Genomic DNA, 15338 nt, shown 5'->3' on the forward strand with positions numbered 1-15338 from the left:
AGAAAATGTTTATCTATCCCCAATTACCGTTACTATAAAATGTAAAGACATGACTGCTAACAACCTTAATTTGACACTAATTAAGGATAGAATAATAGTTATACTAACGACTATTTCATATACAAAGCACCTGTTATGAAAAATGATATACTATCATAAAATTTGATATAAAATTTATTATAGAATAGAATGGATATTTTTTAGCACAATCCTTTTAATCTATCTGTTTTAGGAAGAACAGGAAGAGTCGGTTTTATAGTATGTAGCACATACATCAAAAAAGGAAATATAATAGCATAAGCTCCTCTAAAAAATAAATCAAAAACTAAAGGAATTGCTATATATATACTAAAATAAACAAGATAAATATATTTAAAATCTAAGTTACACTTACGATATTTTAAACCTTTTCTGAATAAACTCCAAATTGCCCCAAGATAACAAAATAGACCAACTAAACCATATTTCAGAATTAAGTGGTTCACAAAAACATGAGGATGATAATATTTACCACTCGATAACTCAAATTCTTGATATGATTTTAAATCCAAATCATAACTAAATGGTAACGGATACGAATCAAAAGTAAAATACCCACATAATCCTCTTCCCATAACAAGTTCCCATGGATTTTCTTTCAATTGATCAAATATATTCAAAAACTCAAAAAATCTTACTAATCCAGAATCTGACACACCGACATCATCTCCCCCAAATGTAAAATCCTCTAATTTCCACAAAAAAAAGTCATATAGTCTTTCATTTAATAATGCCATTATAAAGAATAAAAATAATACTGCAATAACGCTTTTTATAATGTTAAAGAATAAATTTTTAGTAACTCCAGCAAGGATAACATACAAAACAAAACAACAAATAAACATAGCTATATGTGTTCGGCTAGGAGTAAGTATAGACATAAAAAAGATAGGGACTAAAAACACATTAAAAACAAATCGATTTCTAAGTGAAATTAAAGAAAAAATAATTGCAAAACAAAGCGTAGCTAATATCCCCAAATCCAATGAAGGTGTTTTTTCATATAAACTCATAATTAAAAAAAACGGGATACGACAACACATTATTAATCCTGATATTAAAAAAATATCTTTTAAAAAATCACATAAAAAATCTCGACCCTTAACCCCTATAATATATGCTAAAGAAAAACATCCTAATAATATATATAGAGGGAAACGCATGGTGGTAATTACCTCTCTAAAAAGAAAAGAAGCAGGATTTAATAGTGTATAAACTAGTGTTGTTATAAAAGGATAAAGAAAAAGTAAAAAGGATATATTGAATAATCTCGTAGATATTAATATTCTCTTTTTTATTATTAAAATGAAAAAGGATAAAAGAAAAAACATAGTTAGCCACTGTATCATACTTATTCCCAAAAAAGGCATCGATGATATAGTATTATAAACTGTTAGCTGATTTGCTAGAGCATCATAAGCATCTAATATATTTCTAGGAAGAGTTGGTATGGTAAAAAAAATAATTATAAACCATTTAAAAGAGAATATTATATCTTTTAAAATCCCAATAGATAACGCAAAAAAAATAAAATAAGAAAACAGTACACCGATATAATTTAAAGAAAAAAAATCTATATACAGTGCAGTAAATAAAGAGAGTAATAATAGTTTCAAAAATTTATATTTCCCGAAACTGTGCAGTATATCTATTTTAATCACAATTATCTTTTACATGAATATAATAATCCAGCCAAATAACCTCGTACTTGATAAAAATAAAATTTATAGCACAAAGCTAATCCTTGTGAATGTATCAATGGATAAATAGGAATAACCAAACTAAATAGTCTAAATAGATAACGCAATTTATACAAATGTAACATTCCCTCTCCATAACCATATGCATATATTTTCTTTCTAAGATCATTTTCGTCTTTTGCTATTTTCCAATAAACAATAGCTTTAGGCGCTCTAAGCATTTTATATTTCTTATCAATCAATTTCAAATCAAAAAAAGTATCTTCAGCTGTATACGTTTCTTCTGGATATCCCCCAACTGCTTCCCAACATTCTTTTTTAAAGGCAAAGCTTCTAGACGATGGCAAAAAGTTATCATTTTTAGGAAGAAATATTTTTGAATATTTCCGATCAAAATCATTCTCGACTAATATAGAATAATAGCCACAAACTAATTCAGCTCCTTTATAAAACGGTTTTATTATTTCTTCAAACCATCTTTTTTCCAACAAACACCCAGCATCTGTAACAACTATATAATCACTTGATTTAGATGTATTTGATATCGCAATATTCCTTCCTTTAGCAATAGCTCCTTTAGATACTTTTTTAGAACATCTCTCATCTACAATAATATTTATATTTAGAAATGGATATGCCTTGGAAAATTCCTTTAGTATAAATACAGTATTGTCAGTGGATCCTCCATCTAATATTACAAATTCGTCAGCATAAACTGTCTGATTCAAATATGAAGATAAAAAATTTCTAATATTTGATTCTTCATTATAAACTGTTGTTACTAAAGCAAATTTCATTTACTATTAAGAAAAGAGATTATACGTTCACAAGATTTTCCATCACCATAAGGATTTATAGCTCTACTCATCTTCTCATAAGATGATTGATTCTCTATCAATTCTGACAATTCACAAACTATTTTATCATAATCAGTTCCTACAAGTTTAACTGTACCAGCTTCAAGTGCCTCTGGACGTTCTGTTGTATCACGCATTACCAAAACCGGTTTACCCAATCCCGGAGCTTCTTCCTGTACCCCTCCACTATCCGTCAAAATAATAGTAGATTTTTCCATTAAATAAACAAAAGAAAGATATTCTAAAGGTTCAATAAAAAACATATTTCCCAAATTAGACAAATCTTCTCCAAATACATCATGAATAGGACGACGAACATTAGGATTTAAATGCATTGGATAAACGTAATCAATATTTGGATATTTTTTAGTTAATGTCTTTATTGCCTTACATATAGAAATAAAACCATCTCCAAAGTTTTCCCGACGATGCCCCGTAATTAAAATCAGCTTCCTACCATTATCCAATCGACTGGCATCATATCCTGATTCAGTCAGCCTTTTTTGAAGTTTAGTATCCAACTCTTTATCTTTCTTGATTTTATCAACTATCATATAAAGAGCATCAATCACAGTATTTCCTGTAACAGTAATAAAATTATCTTTTATCCCCTCATCCAATAAATTTTGTTTACTCAACAAAGTTGGAGCAAAATGATAAGTTGTAATACGTCCAGTTAGTTGTCGATTCATTTCTTCAGGCCAAGGACTATAAATATTATGAGTTCGTAATCCAGCTTCTATATGCCCTACTGGAATTTGTTGATAATAGGCAGCTAAAGCCGCAGTTACTGAAGTAGTTGTATCACCATGTACCAATACAATATCAGGACAACAATCTTTTAAGACATCACGCATACCAACCAAAACACGTGCCGTTACATCATACAAATCTTGCCCTTGCTTCATTATATTCAAATCATAATCTGGTTTTATGTCAAATAATAGAAGTACCTGGTCGAGCATTTCACGATGCTGCCCTGTTACACATACAAGCACTTCAAAATCATTTGATTGTTTTTGAAATTCTTTTACCAAAGGTGCCATTTTTATTGCTTCAGGACGAGTGCCAAAAACCAAAAGAATTTTCTTCATTTTTCCAATATTTTTAACTAATAGAAACTTAAATATTTAAACTACATTTTGCATATATAATGTTTACGTTACATTATTTGTACATTATATTTTTTACTATTTTCCTACAACTATCGTTCAAGATTGTTTTTGCTGCATTTCTCAGTATTCCTACTGCTGATACTGTGAGATTATTAATTATCTTAATTGCATCACTTTCATCTTCACTATTTGTAAAAACTTCAAAAATCATTGGTCGTTCTGTAATCTCAGGAACTAGAAAACGTTCTACCTCTTTCAGATATTCTTCTTTATTATTAGCACTCAGATACTCATAGCCTAAATCTTCTGCATAGTGTTTAATTAATACACGCGACTTATTACCATAGTGACCACCAGCTGCAATAAAATTGTCCGCATCATCTCCAAAAGCTGCGCCTGGATGTGTATAATTACGAAACTCTGTACCTTTACCATTATTCACAAGTAAAATACGAATATTATTACCAACATGCCGATTACCCACAGCATTCATATCATAGAAGAAAGCTAAATCACCTAACACACCAAAATACAAATGATTTGGATGGACTAACGACGCTCCGATAAGCGACGAAACATTTCCATCTATACCAAATCCACCAGTATTAGAATACCCATAAACGTTACTAGGAGTAATAAAAAAATTCCATGTACGCAGACTGTTTAGAATTCCTAAATGAATTACACTTCCTTCAGGAAGACGATGAGCTGTTTGTTGAGCAATCCAGACATTAGAAAATGGAAGTTCGGGGATCTCCATATGTATTGCTCCCAATTCTTTCAAACAATTATCAAGAAAAGTTGTACGAGGTGCAACAGAGTCATCAGAATAATACTCAAAGAACTGTTGCTCTCTCATTTCGAACACGTGTGTTAATCGTTGATATATATCTCTCAATTCTCCATCTGGGCATACGCGCCATACAGCTTTAGGACGCATGGTAATATATCCTCCAGAAACCTCACCAATATGTATCAATAAATCAGTATTTACAAGATGGCACATATCTTTTTCTTGTGAGGTAAGAATAGATACTGGAACACCATATTTTCCTTTATACCCACTCGTATGGTCACAAAAGACAACCGCATCATGTGTTGCACAAAATCTATCAATAGCTGCATTTTCCGATGCCGTAAATTTTAAATGTGAACCAATGAAAACAGCAATACGTCCTTGGGGAAAAGAAGGAAATTCCTCTCCCAAACAAGTGCGCCGAATAAGACGTGCTTGAGGAAGTTCTTTCACAGAAAAGTCACGACTATAAGTAGTCGTCAAATTTAGATGTACCGGCCCCCCCCCCCGATGACGAAGTTCAAGCAAAGCTCGATTTATTTTAATTGTATTACTCCATTCATCTGTATCATTATGGGTAACAGAAATATGCTCACTTAACATAGCAATATCATTCTGAATAACTCGACGATCAATAACCTGAGGAATTAAATGTCCAATGCGTATTATATCTTGCGTACTTGTTACTGCTAATATTGGTAACTTACGATAATAAGCTTCTGTCAATCCAGACACATAATTTCGTGATGCAGTCGCTCCAGTACAACTTAACACGACAACCTCACCAGATTCTGCTGCCATACCACAAGCTATATAAGCAGCACTACGTTCATCCACACTAGAATACATTTCAAACCATGGGTCCTGCATTATACTCGCCACAAACGTTATATTTGTAGTACCCGGAGAAGCAACAATTTTTCTTATATTGTGTTGCTTAAGTAACGAAATAAGTATCTGAACACTTCGCTCTGAGCTATAATATTTTTTTTCCATAAATAATCTTTCTATTTTTACAACTTACTATTTAAAGCGATATTTAATTACTTGAAACGGAGCACGCCTTAAAAAAAATATTTTATCCATTGCCTAATAGTTGAAAATTCTTTTTTATCAGCATATTCTTTAGTGATTTTATCCCTTAAAGCTTCCATTGATATTTCATAATAAAGAAATCTAGGATCACAGAGAAACACTTCCAAACAACTACGCAATCTCTGCAATGAGTTACTAAACTGAATATCAGGCACAACAGATAGTATCTTTTTATTATCAAAGCGACGATCGAAAAGACGACAATATTTTACTTGATATTTCATGCGTTGAAACTGTAAATTCAAAGATTCTTCTGTATATTTTACATTTGGACGATATCCGAAGTAGTTTTCCAATACACCAAGATAAACTTCCAGTATTTCTTGCCATGTATGTGATTCATCAGTAGCAATATTGAAGTCTTCACCAATAGCTTTTGAATTACCAACTAATCCTGCGATACCATATGCTACATCAAATCCATAGGTCAATGTAGTATAATGAAGGGCAATATCATTTGAAAATACAATTGTACGTCCATGCAAAGCTCTATACAGCCACGCTTCTTTTTCATAAACTCCAAGCTGCAAACGTTCTTCACTAAAAGTTATATAAGGACGTACAATAGTATAATTAGTTTTACCAGACTCTCGTAACATATTTTCCTGTCGTGCTTTCGACAAAGCATATTCATCAGTCGCTAAATATTCCATATCTATTGAAACATCCAATAATCGAGGCGAACATTCAGTGATATAAGTATCCGTATTGGCAAATACTCTTGCAGAACTTAAATATATATATTGTTTACATGAACTCAATAATAAATGAACACGTTCTTGGAACTCTACTGTAGTATATACCATAAAGTCAATAATAGTATCCCATTCCATATACAGTAAACTATTTAAGAAACTTACATCATGTGCATTACCTTGTAGATAATGCACCAATTCTTTACTCTCACATTTCTGTCTTGTTGTCACAAATATCTCATTTCCTTGCTCAGAAAGAATTTTTGTTAGATGCAATCCCATTGCACCAGTCCCTCCCAATAGAAGAATTTTCATTTAATTACAATTTTATTGTCTTAAAATTATTGTAAACTTAGATAGTTTACTACTCAATGTAGAAAGGATAAGAAATCTTTCATATTTACTCAATGCTATAATCCATATTACTATTACTGTAACCAGTACAATTAATAAAGATGTAATAGCAAAGTTCCAAAAAGCATTTTCTAATGGTAAGCTAATCCAATAAGTAATTCCTCCTGCTATCGCAGCAGTAGCGATAGATTTACCACAAACTTCCATACAATAAGTTCTAACTGAAAGTCCATATGCCTTGCTTGATAAATATATCCTTACCCACATAATGCCAACTTCAATAAGTATAGAAACAACATATACACTTCCTGGTGCAAAACCTTGTTTCAGTGCAAAATAAGAAAGAATGACATTACCCACATTTAAAACGACTAATGCAATTTCATACGTCCGTATATTACCTTCCGCAAGTAAACCTGTCATTAATGGTTGTACTAAGCAATCCATAAGACAAAATACAAGGAGCAACTGAATAAATAGACATGCATATTCTGGCACTGACACAAGCCACAAACTAAGAATGTAATTTGTATTCTTCATTAATGGTAATCCCAGTAACAACAACAAAAAAAATGAAAAGCGAGAGCTATTAAAAATGAGGCGACGCATATTTTCTAAATTACCGGAAGAATATGATTTTGTTATTTGAGGATTGACTGCTTGCATAAAATTGGATACAAACATAGTAACAGCAGTAGTCACCTGCGTCGTTATAGCTCGAGCAGCATTGACAGCTGGACCACAAAACATATTAAGCAATATATTTACACCTTGTTCTTTCATGACAAAAGAGCCATTACCCAAAAATGCCCAACCAGAAAACGCAAACATTCGAGATAATAACTTTTTATCAAATTCCAAGATAAAACGACATTCCCCAAAATGACGTTTACAGTAAAAAACATAAGACAAACAAATAATACAAGAAACGACTACCATGCAAAAGCCATACAATACAAGTTTGTCCATAGGTAACACTATAAGCAAAAAAGCTACAAGTAATTTTAGCACAGCTTCTACAATACTAATATACGCAAATGCCCTCATCTGTTCATGTGCTATAATCAATGCATTATAGGGCACACTTAATAAATTAACAAAAAAGCTTACAGTAGAAAATAATAATACATAAACTGCGGCATCAAGCCGATTTTGAGGAATCACCAATTGTTCTCTTACAAACCAAACGCCAAATGTAACAAGCAACAACACAATGAAAATCCCCATACCAATTTGTATAATAACAGATGAGGAATATATTTTTTGTAAGAATCGTTTGCTTTTCCCCTGCCCCATTTCGAAAGTCATAAATCGACTAATAGCTACTGAAAGAGCTCCAGATAATATACTAAACATAGCAACAAACCCACCCACAACATTATAAATACCATAATCTTCTACTCCCAAAGCAACAAGCACAACACGTACAGTATATAAGCTTACTACAATAACCAATATCTGGCGAAAGTATAAGAACAAGGTATTTTTGGCAATACGACGATTATCTGAAACGGGGATTGACATATGTTATATTTCCCAATATCATTAAAAAAACATTAGAACTTCCCTTTTTTTAAATTCTTCATTAGATCTCTTCCTAGCAACATCCATCCCATTGTGCCAAATATCGTTAAGAAAGCAAATAATAGCATATACATCATTTTTCCCATACCCGATGAAATCAATGGTACTACTGCTGGTTCTACTATAGCAAAAACAGGTTTCTCTTCTTGAACTTTAGCCCTAGCTACCTGTAGCTGATTGGCTACTTGGCTATACACCTGATATGCTAAACTCATATCATTTTGGAGACGTTCTTGTTCTGCACGTACACTTTGAAGAATCAAATTATCATGAGTATCTACATAATTAGCATACTTTTGTTGAGCTGCATAATACTCTTGTTGCCGCTCTTTAAATAGTTTCTCGAGATAAGCACAATCTTCTATCGCTTTTGAGATACGGTAATTAATTATGTATTCCTGTAATTTATGAATGACAGAATCTGCCACAGTAGCAGCTACCTTAGGATTGTGTAATGTAACAGATATACTAGTAATTGCTGTTTTTTTATCCATAGCAGCAAATATATTCTTCCTTAAGAATTGTATTTTCTCGCTTTCTTTTTTAGATAATTCAATAACACCTTTTTGTTGATTCTTGTAATTGATAAGAGTATTATTTTCCTCTGTAAACAAGTTTTTAATTCCTCCAATAACCATACTAGGAAAACCAATGAGATAACTCCACCAAGGAGAAGATTGCTCATCTAAATAAGTTTCAAAAGTTAAGGTATCTTTCTCTGATACTGGAACTTTCATATTAAATAGTTCCAGCAAAAACGGAGTAGAAGAAACGATATCCGTAGATAAAGAAGCATTCAAGGCATCCGCACCTTCACTCATGGTTGCATTACTCCCCAAAAAAGAGGCCGCAAGTCCGGCTAAACCATTATTACTCTTCGCACTACCCATTTCAGGAGAAAGAGTTACATTAACTGTATATTTTTTAGGAATACTAAAAGCTACAATAATCCCAATAACCAACCCTATGATTGCAGCTTTATACAAGGTCTTGCGAATAGATATTATCCTATAAAAAATTTCTCTCAAATCGATTTCCATCCCTTCAACGCTATTTTGAGTTGTCATTGTAGAAATCTCACTATTCATTTGCTGTGGTTCTGACATCATGATATAAGTTATTTCTTAATCAAGTTAGCAACAGAGGCAATCATCATTCCTAATGAACTGAAAGAGGTAGCATAACCTAATATTTCACCTACATTCACATTCTTCTTCACTTTACTAGGTACAATAATCTCACAACCTGGTTCTATCTGTTTCTTGCCATTGCCTTTCACTTTAGTAACTTGACCGTTCATATAAACAATAAACTTCTTACTCTTTTTCGCATTATCAGAATAACCACCTGACTGGTTTATATAATAATCAATGTCTTGACCAGCAAGATAAGACACAGTATTCGGAACCATTACAGCCCCGTCAATCGATACAGTATTTGTATTCTTTGGTATAGAAATGATATCGCCTTCACGCAAAACAAGATCGGCATTACTCTTTGGGTTCTTTAATGCTTTCTCCAAATCGATCCCTACAGTAAAAGTATTCTCCACTGCAATACCCAAAGAATCAATCATCGCTTCTCCTAATTGACGACGCATCAACCGAATGACATCACTCATACGCTTCTTCTCGCTAGCATTGGCAACACGAGTCAGTTTAGCTCCACGCAGATAAGCATAATTAGTAGCCCCTCCTGCTTTGTTAATCAAATCTGACAAACGTTCTTCACGACTAGTCAAGGCATAAGTACCATCAAATAAAATTTCTCCTTCAATGCTGACATTTTGCTGTGCTTGATAACCTGGACTACGACGTACATAAACTTCATCATAAGGCTGAAGGACAAAACCAGGCTGGCCATCTATTACAAAGCCATCTTTTAAAGCAAAAGAAAACATTTGACCAATAGTATCATTATCTACTGTACTACGGGGATTCTTTATTCTACGTGAAACATCTACACGAACTGTAGAAGCAGCTTCACGTAAGCCACCTGCTTGAATAATCAAATCCTCCAAAGTCATGTTATCTGCATAAGGATATGAATCAGGTTTAGCAATTTCCCCATGCACTCTTACATTGCCTCTATCTTCAAGATCATGAATACTTGGAATATAAAGAATATCATTTTTCAATAAAGCAATATTGGGAGCAGTTCCTTCCATAATAGGCTTGATATCCACTGAAAGAACTTCTGTTGTCAAGTCCTCACGTTGCCGATAAAGTACGGCACGATTCAGAAAAGCATCTCCTGTCAAGCCTTGAGCTTCATTGACCAGTTCGCGAACAGTGTTCAATTTGCCACTTAATTGATAGATACCCGGACGATAAACAGCTCCGCGAATCTCCAACTTGTTAGTAAAACGATTAAGGATAGCCTCAGCAGTTACAACATCACCATTACGCATCTGGTAAACACTATAGTCTATGTCTTTCACCGTATTTACTTCGTATTCCTGACCATTCTGACGTACTACACGTAAAGAACGGGTAAAAGCATCAGCCTCAAAACCTCCGGCATACTTTATCAAAGTAGAAAGTGGTTCATCCTTTTTCATTTCAAAACGCATCGGACGTTTCACTTTACCGCTAATCTTTACCAGAACGTCATAAGCAGGAACTATGACAACATCTCCTTCCTGTAAACGGATATCATCTTGGGCATTGCCCTTCATGATAAATTCATATACATCAATCGTTGCTAACTTCTTACCGTTCCTTACTAGTTGAACATTACGCAAACTTCCGATATCACTCACTCCACCTGCACGATAAAGAGCATGAAAGACGGTTGAGAAAGAAGAAAGTGCATATGTACCGGGCTGGACAACCTCACCCATGACATTAATCTGAATAGTACGAATATTACCTAAAGTAAGACGAATGTCCGAACTGGGGTCAGTCGCATTGTTCAGACCGTTATATATCTTGTTCAGAGATTTTTTTAGATAATCATTAGCCTCAGAAACAGTCAGTCCACTCAGATACACAGGACCAATCTTTTGAATATTAATGGTTCCATCAGGAGAGATCTGCTGACGAATAGTATTCTGGCTGGCACCCCAGATATCAATGATTACTTCATCGCCAGGACCTAAACGATAATTAGGAGGAGTAGCAAGATTAGAACTAGGTTCGAACGTCAGGTTCTTTGTATTGAAAATATTTCTGCCAAATACTTGATCTTCACGAACCAGATCTTGCGTAGTAGGCTGATCTTCCAACATATCGGAAGTGTTTTCCTTCATTTCTTCACGCAAACGGGATTCATTAGCATCCGTACCAGTGGATTTAGCTGTATCCACATTGTTCTGTTTTTCATACAGCTCTTTTACACGCATCGCCTGTTCTTTTGTCACCCCTTTGCGTGCCAGTTCAGCAGCCATTTGCTTCTGTTCTTTGCCTTGCTTGATACCTTCCTTCACATACTCAAGCACTTGCTGATCACTCATGGTTTGAGCCATAAGTAAAGAAGTACTTCCTAGCATCAAAGCAAATAGAAATACACTAAAAAGTTTCTGTATTTTCATCGATAACTAAAATTTTCAATAAATATGAAAAATACTTTTTGTATGGATGTAAAAAAGCAGGACTATTGGGAAATAGTCTTCAAATATATCACATGCCGTACAGAAAAATTAAAAAGATATGATTAGTTGATTTTCTCGCAATACCATTTGGGAATGTGCAGCATAACACCAATAGTAGCCAAAGTAACGACTACATAGTAGCTTTTTTTGTATTGCGTAAGTTTACCTTCGAGTCCGGCAAACGGGCCACGGATTACCCGGACTGCTTGTCCTGGGCGGGCTTCAGCTGTTGTTGTATCAACATAGAGAGTTCCTTTGTAATTCGGATCACAAATAGCACGCAATTCCAACATTTCTCTATCTGGAATTTCATAACTCTGGCGTGTACTACGATCTCGTATAATTAGAAAAGGGATAGGACACCCTTCAATTTTCTCTAAGAACTCTTTCTCCGTAAATGTTTTCTCAACAAACAATAAATTATGAACAGCAGGAGTGAGTCTACGATGCTTTTTGCCATCCAAAGTCTCTTGCTCTGTATAGCGCATCGGAATAAAATAGCTTATTCCCCTTTCTTCAAAATATTTCCCCAAATGTTCTTCTTTACAATAGAAAGTTTGTATGGCGTACCATACGCGCCGTTTTTCTATTTGCTGGTCGTTGCCCCGCTCATTCATTATCTACACCATCCCCTAGTTTTTTATTAGATTTTATAGCATCTTAAAAGACAAAAGCGCCCTGACTTCCATAAACGAAATTCATTTATGAATCAGTAGCGCATCTCTTAAGGATTTAGCCTTTTTATCTTACCTCCATATAAGAACTAAGGTTCATAGAGGAACGGATACAGTACTAAAACGCTGCAAAAGTAATACAATTTAATCAAAGAACATACTTTTATCACTTTAATTTTATTGACTAGGATGTTAATCTACTTTCAAGCGTCAAAGAAAATCCCTCTAAGTACATCTCAATGAAACACTTAGAGGGAATCTTAATTCATAAAAATATTTTTCTTATTTTACATTTATCGAAGAACTTTCAAGGGTTAGGACACCTTTTTTCAAACCTTTACCTGTAGCTTCAAGTATTATCTTACCCGGTTGTTCTGTTGAAGAAACGATAGCAGTCATCATACCATTAAAGACTTTCATCTTCGGAGATTGGAAAGATTCCAAAGAGGCTGCATTTCCATTGGCTCCAGCACGATATGTTCCCGCTCCTTTCACTTTAAAGCTAATCTCATGAGATGATGTCGGACAAAGATTTCCTTCTTTGTCTACCACTTTCACTGTAACAAATGAAAGATCTTTTCCATCAGCTTCTATCCTATCGCGATCGGGTACCAACTCAATATGATCCGGTTTTCCTGCTGTATGAATTTCTTTTTCAGCCACAGCTTTTCCATCTGTATCATAGGCAACCACTTTGACAGTTCCCGGCTCATACTTTGTATCCATCCACATCAATCGATAACGAGTTTGACGTTTTAAATTCATAATAGAAACGGAATCGGAACTATTATCTATTGTCACTGAAAGGTCTTTCGTACGTTTTCCCTGACTCTTGCCGTTAATGAATAATTCCGCCGAAGGATAGTTGGTATAAACAAAAACCGGAGTTACTTCGCCTTCACGACCTTCCCAATTCCAATGTGGAAGGATATGCAAGGTTTCTTTTCCTTTGTTCCAATGACTGCGATAAAGGTAATAACGGTCTTTAGGTAAACCGGCCAGATCGATTATACCAAACAATGAAGAATGACTGGGCCAATCTGTATAATAAGGTGTTGGTTCACCCAGATAGTCGAAACCTGTCCACACAAATTCTCCAATACAATAAGGTAAGTCTTCGTGCTGAATAAAATCATCTTCAGGAAGATTGGACCAAGAACATGATTCTACATCGTAGGAAGAGGATTGATGATCGTCGTATTTCTTCATCCATTGACGGGTAACAGGAAATTTGTATACACCACGGGCACTGACTGTAGAGGCCGTTTCGCTACCCAATACAATCCGTTGAGGTAGTTTCTTATAATTCTCCTGATATTTATGAGGACGATAGTTGAATCCGGGAACATCCATCACAGCTGCCATATTATTATTGACCACAGCATCCGGTGCATCCATACCTTGTGTAACAGGGCGATTCGGATCTTCACGATGACAAATATCTTGTAAGAAAAGAGACATTTTAGCTCCTGTTCCACTTTGCCATTGTTCGGGGACTTCATTTCCGACACACCACATTACTACACTCGGGTTATTACGATAGTGACGTATCAAGTTAGTCAGGTCTTTTTCCACCCATTCATCAAACACATGATGATAACCATTCGCTACTTTGGTTGCTTTCCATTCGTCAAAAGTTTCAGCCATTACCATAATTCCCATTTCGTCACAGGCTTTAATCAATTCCGGTGCCGGCATATTATGAGAGGTACGAATAGCATTACAACCCATATCTTTCAGAATACGGATTTGACGACGAATAGCCGCATCATTAACGGCAGTTCCCAAAGGACCAAGATCATGATGATTACAAACTCCTTTAAAAACCGTTCTTTTCCCATTCAGATAGAAGCCTTTATCAGGAATAATTTCAATAGTGCGTATACCGAAAGTTGTGGTATATTCATCTTTCAGCACGTCTCCTTCGTAAACTTTAGAGTTTGCCTGATAAAGATTTGGAGTTTCCGGACTCCACAAAGCCGGAGAGGTAACTATTAGTTCTTGACTAAATGTATTGTCATCAAAGCGAGTACCTTGTTTCTCATTAGTAGCTACTACTTTGCCATTCTTATCCAACAGAGCAGTGACTATACGGTACTTATCAAAGTTCTTATCAGTAGGTACTACAAGTGTTGTCTTTAAATTTACTTTTGCATAGTCGTCCTTTACCACCGGAGTAGTCAGTTGTGTACCCCATGTCGGAATATAAGCATCCTCTGTAACTACCAGATGAACATTTCTATAAAGCCCGGCACCGGGATACCAACGGGAAGATTCCGGTTTATTCTCTAAACGGACAGCTAATGTATTGGAGACTCCTTGCTTTAAATAAGGAGTGACATCCAAATAGAAAGTATTATAACCATAGGGCCAATAACCGGCTTCTTGTCCATTCACGTAAACACGAGCATAACTCATGGCACCGTCGAAAATAAGCGTGGCTTTTTTTCCTTTCGTAAAAGAAGGAGCTTCAAACTGTAACCGATACCAACCAACTCCTACAAAAGGAAGACCTCCGGTACGTCCGGCATGTTCCATTGCTTCTTTTTGTCCATCTTGTGAGATAGCTGTTATTTGCTTATCATTATCTATGCCAAATGGCCCGTAAATAGCCCAATCATGAGGTACTACCACTGATTGCCATTTAGCGTCATTATAGTCAGGCTGAAAAGCATCTGTATTGTCCTCACGTGTAAACTTCCATCCTTTTTCAAAAGTGTATGAAGTACGTATTTGCGCATTCAACACTGAAAAGAAAGAGAGAACAACCAATCCCAATAGTACTTTAGTTTTTATTATCATAAATATCTGTTTTCAATTTTATTTCACGATTATTT

General features: G+C 34.8%; 10 protein-coding genes. All 10 read right to left on the reverse strand.

From position 1 onward, the window contains the following. Nucleotides 1-200 precede the first annotated feature (200 nt). On the reverse strand, nucleotides 201-1655 hold the full coding sequence (locus tag EJF25_RS07570) for an O-antigen ligase family protein (RefSeq protein ID WP_125040739.1): 1455 nt from the start codon (nucleotides 1653-1655) through the stop codon (nucleotides 201-203). Between the two features lie 47 nt (nucleotides 1656-1702). Beyond that, nucleotides 1703-2536 (reverse strand): glycosyltransferase, encoded by an 834-nt coding sequence (locus EJF25_RS07575; RefSeq protein WP_125040740.1) that lies wholly within the window; start codon nucleotides 2534-2536, stop codon nucleotides 1703-1705. Further along, nucleotides 2533-3690 (reverse strand): non-hydrolyzing UDP-N-acetylglucosamine 2-epimerase, encoded by a 1158-nt coding sequence (wecB, locus tag EJF25_RS07580; protein ID WP_125040741.1) that lies wholly within the window; start codon nucleotides 3688-3690, stop codon nucleotides 2533-2535. Before wecB ends, EJF25_RS07575 begins: the two co-directional genes overlap by 4 nt. 73 nt (nucleotides 3691-3763) lie before the next feature. Beyond that, a complete protein-coding gene (locus tag EJF25_RS07585; RefSeq protein WP_125040742.1) occupies nucleotides 3764-5503 on the reverse strand; it encodes a thiamine pyrophosphate-binding protein in 1740 nt (579 codons plus the stop codon). Nucleotides 5504-5571: 68 nt separating this feature from the next. Beyond that, entirely contained in the window at nucleotides 5572-6612 is a 1041-nt protein-coding gene (locus EJF25_RS07590; protein WP_125040743.1) for an NAD-dependent epimerase/dehydratase family protein, read from the reverse strand. A 12-nt stretch (nucleotides 6613-6624) separates the two neighbouring features. After that, nucleotides 6625-8175 carry a lipopolysaccharide biosynthesis protein gene (locus tag EJF25_RS07595; RefSeq protein ID WP_125040744.1) on the reverse strand — a complete coding sequence of 517 codons (1551 nt, stop codon included), beginning with the start codon at nucleotides 8173-8175 and terminating at the stop codon, nucleotides 6625-6627. A gap of 32 nt (nucleotides 8176-8207) precedes the next feature. Beyond that, nucleotides 8208-9341, reverse strand: a complete 1134-nt coding sequence (locus tag EJF25_RS07600; RefSeq protein WP_125040804.1) for a Wzz/FepE/Etk N-terminal domain-containing protein — start codon at nucleotides 9339-9341, stop codon at nucleotides 8208-8210. A gap of 11 nt (nucleotides 9342-9352) precedes the next feature. Further along, nucleotides 9353-11767: an SLBB domain-containing protein gene (locus EJF25_RS07605; protein WP_200832885.1), complete on the reverse strand. Its 2415-nt coding sequence runs from the start codon at nucleotides 11765-11767 to the stop codon at nucleotides 9353-9355. A 122-nt stretch (nucleotides 11768-11889) separates the two neighbouring features. Beyond that, nucleotides 11890-12444, reverse strand: coding sequence for a UpxY family transcription antiterminator (locus EJF25_RS07610; protein WP_125040745.1), 555 nt, complete (start codon nucleotides 12442-12444; stop codon nucleotides 11890-11892). Nucleotides 12445-12783: 339 nt separating this feature from the next. After that, complete coding sequence (gene galB, locus EJF25_RS07615; protein WP_125040746.1) at nucleotides 12784-15303, reverse strand: beta-galactosidase GalB; 2520 nt, start codon at nucleotides 15301-15303, stop codon at nucleotides 12784-12786. Nucleotides 15304-15338: the final 35 nt, after the last annotated feature.

This window comes from Bacteroides faecalis, assembly GCF_003865075.1.
GTDB lineage: Bacteria > Bacteroidota > Bacteroidia > Bacteroidales > Bacteroidaceae > Bacteroides > Bacteroides faecalis.